The 14,160-nt window shown below is 58.5% G+C and carries 12 protein-coding genes; 5 read left to right on the plus strand and 7 right to left on the minus strand.

All coding sequences use genetic code 11. The annotated features are described in order from the left end of the window. Positions 1–141 precede the first annotated feature (141 nt). The gene (locus tag ACM561_RS12315) at positions 142–816 is read right to left on the minus strand and encodes a hypothetical protein (protein ID WP_425905401.1); all 675 of its coding nucleotides are present in this window, start codon (positions 814–816) and stop codon (positions 142–144) included. Between the two features lie 26 nt (positions 817–842). On the opposite strand from ACM561_RS12315, the gene ACM561_RS12320 reads away from it, so the two are divergent. Both ACM561_RS12320 and ACM561_RS12325 read left to right on the plus strand, forming a co-directional pair. Next, positions 843–1,945 (plus strand): IS3 family transposase gene (locus ACM561_RS12320; protein WP_425905403.1). Its coding sequence is split into 2 segments (ribosomal slippage): positions 843–1,104 and positions 1,104–1,945, totalling 1,104 coding nucleotides; the frame shifts between segments, so codons are not numbered across the junction. 883 nt (positions 1,946–2,828) lie between these two features. Next, positions 2,829–3,941, plus strand: coding sequence for a methyl-accepting chemotaxis protein (locus ACM561_RS12325; protein ID WP_425905405.1), 1,113 nt, complete (start codon positions 2,829–2,831; stop codon positions 3,939–3,941). A 624-nt stretch (positions 3,942–4,565) separates the two neighbouring features. On the opposite strand, the gene ACM561_RS12330 is transcribed toward ACM561_RS12325, so the two are convergent. Next, the gene (locus ACM561_RS12330) at positions 4,566–5,459 is read right to left on the minus strand and encodes a complex I NDUFA9 subunit family protein (RefSeq protein WP_425905407.1); all 894 of its coding nucleotides are present in this window, start codon (positions 5,457–5,459) and stop codon (positions 4,566–4,568) included. A 114-nt stretch (positions 5,460–5,573) separates the two neighbouring features. Further along, positions 5,574–5,942, minus strand: a complete 369-nt coding sequence (locus ACM561_RS12335; protein ID WP_425905408.1) for a VOC family protein — start codon at positions 5,940–5,942, stop codon at positions 5,574–5,576. Positions 5,943–6,964: 1,022 nt separating this feature from the next. Here ACM561_RS12335 and tnpA point away from each other — a divergent pair. The 3 genes from tnpA (at position 6,965) to tnpC (ending at position 9,455) form a co-directional block, all read left to right on the plus strand. Then, positions 6,965–7,486: an IS66 family insertion sequence element accessory protein TnpA gene (gene tnpA, locus ACM561_RS12340; RefSeq protein ID WP_425905410.1), complete on the plus strand. Its 522-nt coding sequence runs from the start codon at positions 6,965–6,967 to the stop codon at positions 7,484–7,486. Next, entirely contained in the window at positions 7,483–7,842 is a 360-nt protein-coding gene (gene tnpB / locus ACM561_RS12345) for an IS66 family insertion sequence element accessory protein TnpB (protein WP_009798194.1), read from the plus strand. Before tnpA ends, tnpB begins: the two co-directional genes overlap by 4 nt. A gap of 71 nt (positions 7,843–7,913) precedes the next feature. After that, positions 7,914–9,455: an IS66 family transposase gene (gene tnpC / locus ACM561_RS12350; RefSeq protein WP_425905412.1), complete on the plus strand. Its 1,542-nt coding sequence runs from the start codon at positions 7,914–7,916 to the stop codon at positions 9,453–9,455. A gap of 141 nt (positions 9,456–9,596) precedes the next feature. Here tnpC and ACM561_RS12355 read toward each other — a convergent pair whose 3' ends face one another. The 4 genes from ACM561_RS12355 to ACM561_RS12370 form a co-directional block, all read right to left on the minus strand. Next, positions 9,597–10,721, minus strand: coding sequence for a metallophosphoesterase (locus ACM561_RS12355; protein ID WP_425909734.1), 1,125 nt, complete (start codon positions 10,719–10,721; stop codon positions 9,597–9,599). A 350-nt stretch (positions 10,722–11,071) separates the two neighbouring features. Continuing rightward, complete coding sequence (locus ACM561_RS12360; protein ID WP_425909736.1) at positions 11,072–11,380, minus strand: integrase core domain-containing protein; 309 nt, start codon at positions 11,378–11,380, stop codon at positions 11,072–11,074. A gap of 202 nt (positions 11,381–11,582) precedes the next feature. Next, a complete protein-coding gene (locus ACM561_RS12365; RefSeq protein ID WP_425905413.1) occupies positions 11,583–12,044 on the minus strand; it encodes a hypothetical protein in 462 nt (153 codons plus the stop codon). A 763-nt stretch (positions 12,045–12,807) separates the two neighbouring features. Beyond that, complete coding sequence (locus ACM561_RS12370; RefSeq protein ID WP_425905415.1) at positions 12,808–13,740, minus strand: DUF2189 domain-containing protein; 933 nt, start codon at positions 13,738–13,740, stop codon at positions 12,808–12,810. Between the last annotated feature and the right edge of the window lie 420 nt (positions 13,741–14,160).

The following is a 14,160-nucleotide window of genomic DNA, read 5'->3' on the forward strand; positions in this document are numbered from 1 at the left end:
CCATCGGGCAGATCAACGTGAAGCAGCGTTGCATTCCCGAGCTGACTGCCAGCGACGTTCAGTCCTAGACGAATTTCCCGATTATAAGAATCCATCGCGAGGATGGCGGCAAAAAGTGGATCCGTTGAGAGAGCCATGTTCTCATCCTTTCTGAAAGAGATCCTCAGGCACTTGTGAGACACCCGTCCTCACCCCTTCACGCCAAGCTCGTTTTGCTATCGACGCAGGACGGCCAGGCAACGACCACCACAGCAGTTTCTTTTCGATCCCGCGTGTGACAGGAGTACTTGTGGTTTCCAGAGTCATTCGTCGAAGGGAGTATCCAGGTCCGAATGTTGCAGCCAACTCGGCTGGGCTCACGACTTTCGCGGTGGCAGGATCTCCCAAATCACTAAACGTAATCAGCGTAGGAAAAAATGACGACGGAAGATCACCTCGGCCCTTGAGTTTGTGTTCATCTTTCCATTCGACCTTGCGGTTTGGTGCGAGAGCAGCCCTCGTCAGATAAAATATCTTGCTTTCATCCTCACCAAGCTTTCCCCAGCCTAGAATGGCGATAAGATTTTTGCCGTGACCAAGGTCAACAAAGATTGCCTCCCCCTTCACGGTCGACCGCACCCCTCTAGCGTCGGGCAGCCCACCGCTTTCCCAGCTGGCGGTTTCAATTACGCTAGATCCGGATTTCAAACCGTCCGGTGTGTCAACCTCAACGGTCAATCGAAATCGGTTTGAGGAGTAGGGCTGCAGATAAATGTAACCTCCTACTGATCCTGACCCAGGAAGCTGGTCCATGTTGAAGGCAATTTTTTCGGGCATTCTGAACCCCACGGAGGGCGGATGCCATGAAACGGAAGCGGTTTTCGGAGGAACAGATTGCCTTTGCGTTGAGGCAGGCAGAGAGCGGGACGACGATCGAGGAGATCTGCCGGAAGATGGGGGTCTCGGAGCCGACATTTTATCGATGGAAGAAAGTCTATGCCGGCATGGGCGTGAGCGAGATCCGGCGGCTGAAGCAGCTTGAGGACGAGAACGCGAAGCTGAAGCGTGTGGTGGCGGATCTGACGCTGGACAAGGCGATGTTGCAGGACGTCCTGCGAAAAAAATGGTGAGGCCCGCCGTCCGACGTGAGGTCGTATTCCATCTGCAGAAGGTCTACGATATTGGCGAACGACGGGCCTGCAAAGCGACCGGCTTTCATCGCTCTTCACAACGCTACAAGTCGCGCGGCGATCCGCAAACCGAGCTGCGCATTCGGCTGAAGGACCTGGCAGCCAGCCGGGTGCGTTACGGTTATCGGCGTCTCCACGTCCTGCTGCTGCGCGAGGGCTATCGCTTGAACCACAAACGCACTTACCGGCTGTATCGCGAAGAAGGCCTGTCGATCAGGACAAAAACGCCGAAGCGCAAACGGGCCTGGCGCTATCGTTCCGATCGGCCGAAGATCGCCGCCGTGAACCACTGCTGGGCGATGGACTTCATGTCGGATGCGTTGTTCAACGGTCGCCCGTTCCGACTTTTGACCGTTGTCGATTGCCACACCCGAGAATCACTTGCGATCGTTCCGAGAACGAACTTCAGGGCCTTCCAGGTCGTCGAGGTTCTTGAGCGGCTGGCAAGGGAGCGCGGCAAGCCAAAGACCATTCGCTGCGACAATGGCCCCGAGTTCGCCGGCAAGATGCTCGACCAGTGGGCCTATCACAATGGCGTCGAGATCGACTTCTCGAGACCCGGAAAGCCAACGGACAATGCGTTTTGCGAGGCCTTCAACGGTCGCGTCCGGGCGGAGTGCCTGAATGCCTCATGGTTCCTGTCGATGGCCGACGCTATCGAACGGATCGAGGAATGGAGGTGCCACTACAACAATGATCGGCCCCACACCTCGCTCGGCAACTTGACGCCGAACGAGTTCGCACGACAAACTCAAACAGCTCGAGAAATTGCCTGACATCTGGACCACAAAACGGGGCAGCTCCAAAACGGCTGATAGCCTAAGTCAGGGAGGACCACTTTTCAGGGGGCAGACCAGTGGCCTTATCGCAAATCAAATCCGGGTATATTGATGATGCAGTCCGCCCAGAATCGGTCGACAGAGAATGCGTCCGGCTGTCTCGACGGCACGTGATATCGGCGCGTCCTTGTTCAATGACAAATGGGTGCGCGTGCCGTGTAGTAGCTCATGTACGAGAGCAGCACATGGCGCAGATGGCGTTCGCCGAATACCACGATATGATCAACGCATTCCCTGCGGATCGATCCGATCAGCCGTTTGCTACGGTGAGCGAGGAGACGTCGGGCGGTCGCGAATCGATGGGTCGAACCCGACGCAGGAATATCTCGCCGTAGGCGCCATCGCGGTCCTGGATTAGGAGGGAATTGCTCTCAGCCACATCTCGCGGATCAGCCGGCGAATGTCCAACGGCACAGTCGGTCGGCCGCAGCGGCGTCGCGATTTCCAGGGCTAATACGATCTGAAACCGGCACGATGCCAACGGATCACAGTGTCCGGTCGGACAATCGCCAGGACATCGTACATTTTGGGAAACAATCGGCAGACACCTCCCAATATTAGTCTGTCGATCGAGATGAAGGTAGATCTCCTTGGACGGGTTCGCCGCAGCACATTGATTTGTTGCCGCAAGACCAGAATTTCTGCCTCAAGCACAACGCGCAACCGCAGCAGGTCGATCACCATTCCAAAGATCATCGAGCAGCAGCATCGCCCGATTCTCGATCAACCGCCAGCAGGACTGGTTTTACGGTAGGGACAACACACAAGTTGTTTACCATTCTCATGTTCAATGAATCGCCTCCTACCCGGATGATTCGACATGGACATCGATCTTGCAGCGCTCGTCGGGTTGACTCCGGCTGACGCAAGCTGCCTTCAGTCGCTCAAGCTGCGGATGGGAGGCAACCAAGATGAGATCATCAACGCTTTCTACGGGCGGATTCTGTCGTTTCCCGCCTTCAAGGCGATGATCGAACAGGCCTGCGCACGGGAGAAGATCGATATCGGGCAGCTTGTCGCCCATATCAACGACGTCCAGTTCAAGCACTGGCACCGATTCTTCGATGGCACGCCGGACAAGGTTTTCAAGGATTTCGCGCACAAGATCGGAACCGCGCACGAGAAATGCCTTCTCAGCAGCGACCTCTATGTCGCGAGTTCTGCCGTTATCCTTGAGAAATTTCTCGGACTCGCGGTTGACCAGCATCTCGGCGATGCCGAACAGGCCGCAGCGATTAAGGCGTCGCTCAGCGCCATTGTCCGGATGTTCTTCCTCGATATCTCCCACGCGATTTCGGCCTATGACAACGCCGCCGCCCGGACCGCCTTCCAGCATGTTTCCGAGCCGCTGCTCAACGCCTTCGAGGTCGAGATCGCGGGCGACCTCAAATCGATGGCCGGCGCCGCCGACGAACTCAACAGCACCATCAAGAACATCGTCGCGGTCAACCTCGGCAATATGCAGCGATGCCGCGACACCGTGTCGAGCATCGAGACCCTGACCAAAAATCTCGCCGATCTTGCACAGACCACGCGACAGATAGAGAATTTCGTCAAGGTCATCACTGACGTCTCGCGCAAGACCAAGCTGCTGGCGCTGAACGCCGCGATCGAGGCTGCGCGCAGCGGCGAATACGGGCGCGGCTTTAACGTCGTGGCGAACGAAGTCAAGGCGCTGGCCAATGAGGCCGAAAGCGCCACCAGGGATGTCACACGGCAGGCCAGCGAAATCCAGGACGCCATTGATCACGCCATCACGCAGGTCGCCAGCTCGCAGCGGCTGGTGCAGGAGATCGATGCCGGTATGACCACGGAGAGCGAAGCCATTGGCGCCCAGAGCACCGCCGTCAGCGAGATCTCGACCACCCTTGCAGCCGTGTCCGAAAGCGCGCGCGGGCTGCGGGAACGCTTCAAGACGCTCAGCGCCGCGTGACGAAACGTCCCTTGCGCTGAAACAGTTGTTCTTTCAGGGTTGAAACGTTCGGTCCGCATCTCGCCGAAACTTGTGCATCCCGATCATCCTTCGTGCCATTGAGGCTCAAGAGAAAGGATGTCTCGCAAGTCTGTACATTCCTACAGGTCGCGTTCTGGACCACAAAACGGGGCAGCTCCATGGCGACGGAACCGTTGTGGGAACCAGGGTGGCCCTCGCACAAGGTGATCTTAGTTTTCACCGACTAAGACAGAAATTGCGTCAGCAGCATGACTGCATAGAATTCCCGGCGCCAGTCGCAGCAGCACGACGCGCGACCCGCGGATGCTGTTTCACCCTTGAAAGCAGGCCGCTGCGACCGCGAGCTTTTGCGGTGCAGGCACATAGCGGCTTCTTCGCTTCGTTTGATGAAAGGCCTGACTACGCGTCAGCCACAGCCGATCAAAACCCTCTTGCTACTCTGGGGGCGTCCACAGAAGACCCCAGTCCACGCGGACGAGGAAATCTCTTTCCTCCGGCCACGAGCAGATAATAGTCAGGATTCAAGCAACTATCTGCTCGATTGCCGGGTGACGCCAACGCGCCAGCCGTTGAAGCGGATTGACCGAGGAGCCTCTTTCATTCTCAGTTCGATAATACCCTCTGGAGAATTGCATCGACGGAGTGCGGCGAAATTCCAAGTTCAATAAATCCAGGCATCTCCGGTGATGACACCGTATCGATCTGCATCAGTTCCACTTGATTGCGAGTTAGGAGTGGACCCGGAAACATTTCGGAAGCCCATGCGAGTGCATGCCAAACGGCAAACGGGATCGGAATCAACAGGGGCGCAAGGCCGGCTTGGCGCGCAATGGCTCCGAGAAGTTCTTTGTAGGAGTAGACACGAGGGCCGCCGAGCTCGAAGATCATCGAAGGCGTCTCGGCGTGCTGCATGACCCGGCCAATCGCCTCCGCAACATCCTCCACATAGGCCGGCTGCAGCCTGGTCAGGCCGTGGCCAAACATCGGATAGATTGGAAGCTGGCGGAGGAGCTTGAGGATGGTGGTGAGAAACGCGTCGTCCGGTCCGAACATCACCGCCGGGCGGATGAAAAGTGCATCGGCGAACGCGGCTTGGATCGCCATTTCGCCTTCGCCGCGCTTTCGGATGTAGTGTGACTGTGAGGTCGGATTGGCGCCGATTCCTGAAACATGAATGAGTCGCTCGACTCCGACCCGGCGCGCTTGCGCTGCCACCCGTTGAGCCGACTCGACATGAACGGAATGAAAAGTCTCCTGTCCGTGCTCGACGTAAAGACTAACCGCATTTACAAGACCGTAAGCGCCAGCAAGCGCATCCGCAACTGACCGCTCGTCGTGAATGTTGGCCCGGACGGATTGAAGTTGTGGATCATCAGGACCGAACAGTCTGTTCCCCCGATCCGGATGCCTTGACGCGACCCGAACAGGAAATCCGCGATAGCGCAGATGCTGAACGATGCGGCGGCCGAGAAAGCCGGTTCCACCAAACACTGTCACGATGCGACCGCTCGTTGCTACCATGACTCGAACTCGCCAAATTGCGGCGACCACTGTTCATCGGAGCACCATACGCGCCCCCAGCACCTTGGAATGGCAGGCCGCTTCGAGCAGCTATTGGACGGAAGCTGGAAGCAAGCGCCGAGCGAAACTGAGTTCGTGGCGGTCGGGGTCAATTAGGTGGAAGAAGCGCTCACCCCACTCGGCAACGCGGGGTGCGGTGGTTGGCTGGCACCCTGCTGCGAGCGCACGTTCATAGAGTGCATCAACATCGGTGACGTAGAAGATAACGCGGCCCCACCAGGACCAGCGCCGCTCGGCAGGCTGCGCGATGAGGTTCAGATAGCCCGCCCCCGCGCGAAAGCTAGTGAATGACGACTCTTCGCCGCCATGCAGGACTTCAAATCCCAGCGCGCGGTAGAATCGAACAGCTCGCGGCATTTCGTGTGTGGCCAGCGTGATTGCGCTGATCCCCTCAATCATGGATAGGGCTCTCCTGTTTCTTCCTGTGCGTCATTTGTAGTCGACTTCTCCACCGGTCTGATTTGTGAAATTGCTTCCAAGCCTGACCCCACCCGCGAGGTAGCGCATTTCATTGATCATACGAAGGAATTCATGATTTCGGGTGGGGTCACGTTTCGCGCGAATATGACCCCACCGTAATCCGCATTTTCCTAGCGATTTCAATGCGCAGCAGGCGTCGGGGGGTGGGGTCATCGTTCGGCGCGTTTTCACATGCTCCGACCAACGCCAACCAAATTAGGCTACAGACCTCTCGCATAAGGTAGGAGCATCGCCCGATTCGATATCAATTGCCCGCAAGATTGAGTTTCCGACAGAGACAAGTATCGCTGATGCTCCGATCTTTATTCCCCGACGACAGAATCGATGATTACTGCCGTCCCGTTCGCCACCCACTCAGATTCAGTCCCAATAACGCCGCACCATTCAGCCCGCAGTTCTGCTGCGATGTAGATGGCAGACATGAAGGTATGTGCACATCGTCGTAACGGGTAGTTGCAAGCGCCGAATTCGCCGAATTGGCTGTCCCACCCAGTCAGCGAACCGGTCTCTGCCGTTCGGCCAGGAACGGGATTTTTCGATGCAGAGACGGAGCGCCCTTTGGCGATACTCTTGAGGCCAGAGACACGCGCAGAGACTCAACGGATCGCCAAAACCCCGCAATTTGCGCGACAAATTCACGGATACGCTACCGAGTCCGATCCCTACCGGTCTCGGCGCGCAAATCCCCTGCTATCAGGGAAAATAACAGGGAATTTTGCGAAAATCGCAGTTCGGGGAGCCCGGCGGCCAGCTATTTTCACGAGAATTCAAAGATTTGCAGACGAATTCCCTGCTTTGCGAGCAGGGAATTTTTCAGAACGTAACAGGGAATTTTGAGCAACGGATCAGGGAATTTGTAAGCGTCCATTTCTCGCACCCTTGTTCGATCGTTAGCGACCCCGATCTGTTCCTGTCTTCAATTTGAAGATGGAGAGAACAGCATGACGAGCGAACATCGAGGGTGGAGGCGTCAAGGCGAGGATTTTTGGCGGGCGCATCACGAGGCATGGACGCGTAGCGACTTGAATCAACGTCAATATTGTGAAGCGCAAGGCATTCCGCTCAAGGCGTTTGGCAACTGGCGATCGTTGTTTAAAGTGGAGCCACAGCCGCCCAAGCGGAAGCTGTTGTATCGACGACGCTCCTTAAGTCCTCCCCTTAGTCCGCCGTTAAGTCCCCTCGTAAGTCCGGGATCTTATCCCTCCTCGGCGGCAGCGGAGCCCATTGTTCCAAGACCACGTGAAGGGCATCGGCGACGGTTCAGCGAAGCCGACAAGCGTTGGATTCTTGAAGAGATGATACGGTCCGGCGCGAGCGGCAGCGAGATCTCGCGCCGCTACGGCATCGCTCCGCGCGTTCTGCGCCGATGGAAGCAGGACGTTGCCGCAGCGAAAGAGCTGGGCTTCGTCACTGTGCAGATCGCCGACGGAGCGACACCTGCGGCCGAGAGGGCCATGCCATGACGGCCTTGCTTCCTCCAAACGTAAAGGTGCACCTGGCTCTGGGCTACATCGATATGCGCAAAGGCATCGACGGTCTCGCGATGCTGGTGCAAGGCGTCCTGCACCAGGATCCATTTACCGGACATCTGTTTGTCTTCCGAGGTCGCACCAGGGCCAACCTTATCAAGATCATCTACTGGGATGGCACCGGCTTCTGCCTATTCACAAAACGGCTCGAGCACGGCGTCTTTCTGTGGCCGCCGAGCATTGCGCCTGGCGAAACGCTGTCGTTGACCTCAGCACAGCTGTCGCTGCTGATCGAAGGTGTCGATTGGCGCGCGCCCGAGCAACGCTGGCGTCCGGCAATTGCCGGATGATCTGCGACCGATTGACTCGATGATGCAAGAAATGCGGCGAGAACGGTGCGAGTCAGTTAGATTCTTCTCGTATGAACGTCGATCTCGCCGCACTGCCCGACGACGTGGAGACGCTGCAAAAGCTGGTGCGTTCGCTTGTAGCCGAGCGCGTCAGCCTCAGCGAGGCGAAGGCCGAGATCGAACGGCTCAATCTCATCATCAAGAGGCTGCAGCGCAACCAGTACGGCCGCCGGGCTGAGCGGCTCGATGACGAGCAGTTGCAACTCGGCTTCGAAGACCTCAACGCCGATCTTGCGCGCGTCGAAACTAGCCTTCCGCCTCCGCCAGCCGAGAGCCGTCCCCCGAGGACCCAAAGCGAGCGCCCGAGCCTGCCGGTGCACTTGCCCCGCGAGGATGTCAGGCTCGATGTTGAGCATCAAACCTGCCCTTGTTGCGGCGGCATACTGCACTTGATCGGCGAAACGACGAGCGAGATGCTCGACCATGTGCCGGCGCGGCTGCGGGTCATCCGAATCTGCCGGCCGCGCTATGGCTGTCGGGCCTGCGGGACTATCCATCAAGCGCTAGCACCAGAGCGGCCGATCGCCAAGGGGCTGGTCTCCCCGGCTCTGCTCGCCCATGTTCTGGTCTCCAAATACTGCGATCACCTCCCGCTTTACAGGCAGAGCCAGATCTTCGCCCGGCAGGGCGTCACGTTGGACCGCTCGACCTTGGCGAACTGGATCGGCGGCGCCTGCTGGTGGCTGGAGCCCCTTCAATCCAAGCTCGCTGAACACATCTTTGCATCGCAGAAACTGTTCGCCGACGACACGCCGATCCCGGTACTCGATCCCGGCCGCGGCCGCACCAAAACTGGCCGGTTGTGGGTGTACGCCCGCGATGACCGGCCTTGGAACGGACCGGATCCGCCAGCCGCGGTCTATCTCTACAGTCCGGATCGCAAGGCTGAGCGTCCCGCTGCTCATCTGGCCAACTTCAGCGGCATCGTTCAGGTCGACGGTTATCCCGGGTTCGATCGGCTTCGCGACGGCGGCACCATCCAGCTCGCAGCTTGTTGGGCTCACGCCAGGCGGAAGTTCTACGAGGTGCAGCAGGCGACCGCCTCGCCTGTCGCGACCGAAGCGCTGCGACGCATCGCCGAGCTTTACGTGATCGAGGCCGCCATCCGCGGCCAGACCGCGGAAGCACGGCAAAGCATGCGTCGATCAAAGTCGTTGCCTCTGGTCACGGCGATGAAAGCATGGCTTGAAATGCAACTCGCCCAAATCCCGCCGCGCAGCGGGCTCGCCGATGCCACTCGCTATGCCCTGAGCCGCTGGGATGCTCTTTGCTGCTTCCTCAATGACGGCCGCATCGAGCTCGACACCAACACCGTCGAACGCGCCATTCGCCCCATCACGCTCGGACGAAAGAACCACCTGTTCGCCGGATCAGATGGCGGGGCTCAGCGCTGGGCCACAGTCTGCTCCCTCATCACCACGGCAAAGCTAAATGACGTCGAGCCCTTCACCTATCTCAAGGACATCCTTGAACGAATGTCGGCCGGTCATCCCATGAGCCGGCTCGATCAGCTCTTGCCATGGAACTGGCGCCCGGCAACTATCCTCAACTAAGATGACGTGTCAGGAATAGACGCTTACGCCGGACTGGTCGGAACGCAACAGCGTGTATCGAGTAAGGTCGCCGACCGTTAGCACCTTGAGGAGTGGATTTGCTTTGACCAGGAAGATGAGGCGTCTATCGCGTAGCGCCGATTAGATGGCATCCGCCTGGCATAGTGTGATCCGCGTCAATTCGGACGGGCGACCGAGCCGCAGCGCGAAGCCGGGCCACAGCGCGGTACCGTTGTTCACGTAGAGCGTCATTCCGCCGACGTTGTAACGGCCTGAGACGTAGCCGGCGTTGGCGCGCGCAACCAACCGGTCGATCCCCAGAATCAGTCCTCCGTGCGTGTGTCCGGATAGTTGAAGAGCCACGCCGAGCTTCGCGGCGTGCCGAGCGTCGCTCGGCTGGTGATCGAGCAGGATGACGGGGACGCCTTTTGGAGCACTTTCGAGAATCGCGGCAAGGTCGCGAACGGGATGCTCCGTGCGGCCTGACGCACGATCGGTGATGCCAGCGAGAACCAGCTTGCCGCCGTCACGAGCGAGAACGATGTGCCTATTCTCGAGCGACAGCAATCCCAACGTGGCGTAATGCGCCATCCACGTTTTGTAGCCGAAGATGTACTCGTGATTGCCAGAGATCACGTAGACGCCTTCGGTTGCTTTCAAATTCCGCAACGGCTCGATGTCGGCGCGTCGCGCATCGAGTGTGCCGTCGATCAGATCCCCTGTGATCGCGATCAGGTCCACCCCAAGTTTGTTCGATCGCTCGACAACTGTACGCGCCCATGAAGCGGGAAACAGACGGCTGATATGGAGATCGGTCAGTTGCAGAATGGTATAGCCGTCGAATTGGCGGGGAAGTCCGCGGATGCCGACCTGGATATCTTTCAGCGGCGGAATCCGCATCGCCTGATGGACGCCGATCGCGGCCGCGGCGGCGGCCAACGCGGCCAATCCAAAGCGGACGCCATCGGGAGCGCTCACGATGCCGCCGTGGATCAGCATTCCGAATAGAAGCCCGGTATCGAGCAGCAGTTGCAGCAGTGCGAGCAGGACGATCGTACCAAATGCCCAGTTGAAGAGGGCGACCACCGGGCGTGGAAACTCCGGAGAGAATACCGAGCCCGATGAGAGCTTGCTCCAGCGGTGAAACTGCAATGCGATCAACCCGAGCGTCGCCACCACGATCTTGATCGAAAGCGGCAACTGCAGAGGCCAGAGGAATCGAGTTAGAATCAGCAGATAGATCAAGCCGAAAATGAGTTGAGGAATCGATCTGCTCCGAATTTGATTTGGCCCGGCTTTCGTACACGAACTCCAGCGCCATATCGACCCGATTAGCTTTGCCCCAGACGCCGATCAGGCGGCTTCCTCGGCGCGGTCGAACGCGCCTTCCCGCTTGAGGTTCATGAGGTTCAAAAGATGGCCCGTCGTTGTGCGTGACGAAGATCCCGTCGCCCATGAACTGTATGAAACTATCCGCGACTTCCGAGAATATCGGCGCACCGCGGGCGGTCTCGAATACCGATGGACCGAACCCGACGCATGAATATTTCGCCATATGCCGCCATCGCGGTCCCGGATCAGGTCACGAGGGACCTACTCCCTGTGCCTGTCGCAAATCAAATCCGAATATATTCGTGATGCAGCCCGCCCAGGATTGGAAGGCGAAGAAAACCCCCGGCTCTCTGAACCGTGCGCGATAGGGGCCCATCCTTGTCCGACGATAGGCGCGCGCGCGTCTCATTATAGTAGTTCATGTAAGACAGCAGCACGTGACGAAGATGCCGCTCGCCGAAGACAACAACATGGTCAACGCATTCCCGCCGGATCGAACCGATCAGCCGTTCAGCATATGCGTTTTGCCAGGGTGAGCGAGCAGACGTCGGGCGGTCGCGAATACCGATGGATCGAACCCGGCGGATAAATATCTCGCCGTAGGCTGTGCCTACAGCAAATTAAATCCGAACATATTGATGGTGCAGTCCGCCCAGAATCGGCCGACAGAGAATACGTCCGGCTGTCTCGACGGCACGTGATATCGCCGCGTCCTTGTTCAATGACAAATGGGTGCGCGTGCCGTTGTGTAGCTCATGTACGAGAGCAGCACGTGGCGCAGATGGCGTTCGCCGACTACCACGATATGATCAACGCATTCCCTGCGGATCGAACGCGGCGGATAAATATCTCGCCGTATGCGCCGTCTCGATCCCGGACCAGGTAACGAGGGATTTGCTCCCAGCCACATGCCTCCGTCATTCGATTGGCGACCCATTCGGCCGTCGGATGCGCGGTCACCCCAAACCACAGGATCTGCCGCCGGCCGTGGCCCATGATCAGCAACCCATAGAGCAGTCGGAACGAGATTGTCGGAACCACGAACAGGTCCATCGCGGCGATCCCGTCAGCGTGGTTACGAAGGAATGTCCTCCAGCCTTGTGACGGAGAAGCCCGCCTCCGCGCCATATACTTGGCGACGCTGGTCTGGCCGATCTCGATGCCAAGCTTGAGAAGCTCACCATGGATTCGCGGCGCTCCCCACAACGGGTTGGCGAGGCTCATCTCGCGGATCAGCCGGTGAATTTCCAACGGCACCGTTGGTAGGCCGCAGCGGCGTCGCGATTTCCAGCGCCAATACGATCGGAAGCCCGCGCGGTACCATCTTATAACAGTGTCCGGCTTAACGATCGCAAGCGCACAACAGGTCCGAGGGAGCAACCGGTAAAGACCATGAAAATCAGTCGGTCAATTAGGTTGAAAGCAAACTTGCGAGCCGCCCCTCGCCGAAGCACATTGATTTGTTGCATCAATACCAAAATCTCGGCCTCAAGCGTAGCTCGCGACCGGAAAAGATCCGTGAACATCCGCCAGATCAGTCTGCACAGGTCCAACATCACGCAACAGCATCAGCCGATTATCAATCAACTACCAGCCGGATATGGTTTGCGGTAGGGACAGGGTGCCTGGCACCAAACGATACAGCCCAACGAAGATCCGACGGTCGATGGCACCAAAGGTCAGTCTCTTCGGCAGATGCCGTCGCTGGATGTTAAGTTGATGACGAAGGGTCAGGATCTCGGCTTCCAGCGAGGCCCGCGACCGGAACAACAAGACCAGCACTGACCAGACCAGGCTGCAAGCTTCTCTCATAAGACCGAAGCATCACGCGATTCAGCCTCACCTGCCAGCCGGATTAGGTTTCCGATAGGGACAAGCGAAAAGACTTTGAGGAACGCCGGGCCGCAGTTCTTAGCCAACGGGAGCCGAAGCCGCCCTAGCGCGCAGCGGCCGCCTCGATTGTCACCGAGCTCATAGCCCCAGACATCGAGACGGCCTTGCGAGAGCGCGCGTCTTTCCATCAATCCGAATTATCGAAGAACCGGTGCTTGCGCCCGTAAGGGGGCAACAAGACGGACGGGAAATCGGCCGCGTAGCGCTGTTCCCTCTCCTTTTCCGGGACTTCGTGCGCCGATGTCGTCAACGGGCTCTCGATCGCCTTGCGATAGAGGTGCCACGTCGCATGACCGAGCAGCGGCATGACGATCGTGAGGCCGAGGAAGAAGGGAATCGACCCAAGCACCAGCAAAACGGCAACGATCAAACCCCATTCCACGGCCGCAACTGGATTCTTCGCCACCACGCGCATCGACGTCATCATGGCATCGCTCATGTCGGCGTGCTGGTGGAGCATCAGCGGGAACGACACAAGGCTGATGCACAGGGCAACGGCTGCGAACAGGAACCCGACGCCAACACCGATCATGAGCATGCGCCAGCCCTCGGACGTGGTGAAGACCTGCGTGAGGAAATCGGGAATTGCCGAAGCCGGGGTATCGCCGTAGGTGGACACGTAGATCGCGTGCGCCGTTGCCACCCAGGCGATAAAAATGGCGAGCAGCAGCGCGCCCAGTCCAAGCATCGATCCGAATGACGGTGCCCGCAACACGCGGAATGCGTGCCAGGCGGACGCTTCCATACCAAGTTCGCGCCGATAGCTCAGTTCATAAAGTCCAAGTGCCGCAAACGGCCCGATGAGAGCAAAGCCGGCGGCGATCGGAACCAGCATCGGCAAGACCGAATAGCCGAGCACCATCCGCCACAGCAGAATTCCGATTATGGGATAGATAACGCAAAGGACGATGGCGTGGCTGGGAACCGCCTTGAAGTCTTCCCAACCCAGCCGCAAGGCTTCGAGAAGATCGGAGAAACCGATGTGCCGGATCACCAGTCCGTCCGCCGCGACCGCTCCTGGTCGTAGTGACGTGTGGTCGAGAGGATAATGAGTGGCCATGTTCGTTGTCTCCCTTTCGTGGGCCGATCTCTAACCGCCAAAAGGCGCGAGTTCGCCCCTTCGGAAACGATCACGATCAAGACCAGACGCGAGAGCACAACCAACACTGATCTTGCCGCGACCTGTTAGGCAATCCTAATCCCGATCTCTGATGTTGGTTGCTCACTCTTCAGTGAGTTTGTGCCGCAGGATGCATCGGTTATTATTAGTTCGGACGGGGTGCGCAGCCCAATCTAGGTCATCCGGGATTGGCTGCGTATCTCGACCAAAGACCCGCCGGTGGTCTCCCTTGCCGGCGGGTTTTGTTGAGGCACGGACTTTCATTTTCATCGACCGCAGTACCAGCTCGGTGCCGCCCAATGCGGGTATTGGCGCTGTCGCGCGCTGCTCGCGGCGCGCCGAGCCTGTGCCTGTCGCAAA

This window comes from Nitrobacter sp. TKz-YC02 (assembly GCF_049852135.1).
Taxonomy (GTDB): Bacteria; Pseudomonadota; Alphaproteobacteria; order Rhizobiales; family Xanthobacteraceae; genus Nitrobacter; species Nitrobacter vulgaris.

Bases quoted from the DNA above. Each gene is read 5' to 3' on its own strand.
- ACM561_RS12315 (WP_425905401.1), bottom strand. From the start codon at position 816: ATGCCCGAAAAAATTGCCTTCAACATGGACCAGCTTCCTGGGTCAGGA.
- ACM561_RS12325 (WP_425905405.1), top strand. From the start codon at position 2,829: ATGGACATCGATCTTGCAGCGCTCGTCGGGTTGACTCCGGCTGACGCA.
- ACM561_RS12335 (WP_425905408.1), bottom strand. From the start codon at position 5,942: ATGATTGAGGGGATCAGCGCAATCACGCTGGCCACACACGAAATGCCG.
- tnpA (WP_425905410.1), top strand. From the start codon at position 6,965: ATGACGAGCGAACATCGAGGGTGGAGGCGTCAAGGCGAGGATTTTTGG.
- tnpB (WP_009798194.1), top strand. From the start codon at position 7,483: ATGACGGCCTTGCTTCCTCCAAACGTAAAGGTGCACCTGGCTCTGGGC.
- tnpC (WP_425905412.1), top strand. From the start codon at position 7,914: ATGAACGTCGATCTCGCCGCACTGCCCGACGACGTGGAGACGCTGCAA.
- ACM561_RS12370 (WP_425905415.1), bottom strand. From the start codon at position 13,740: ATGGCCACTCATTATCCTCTCGACCACACGTCACTACGACCAGGAGCG.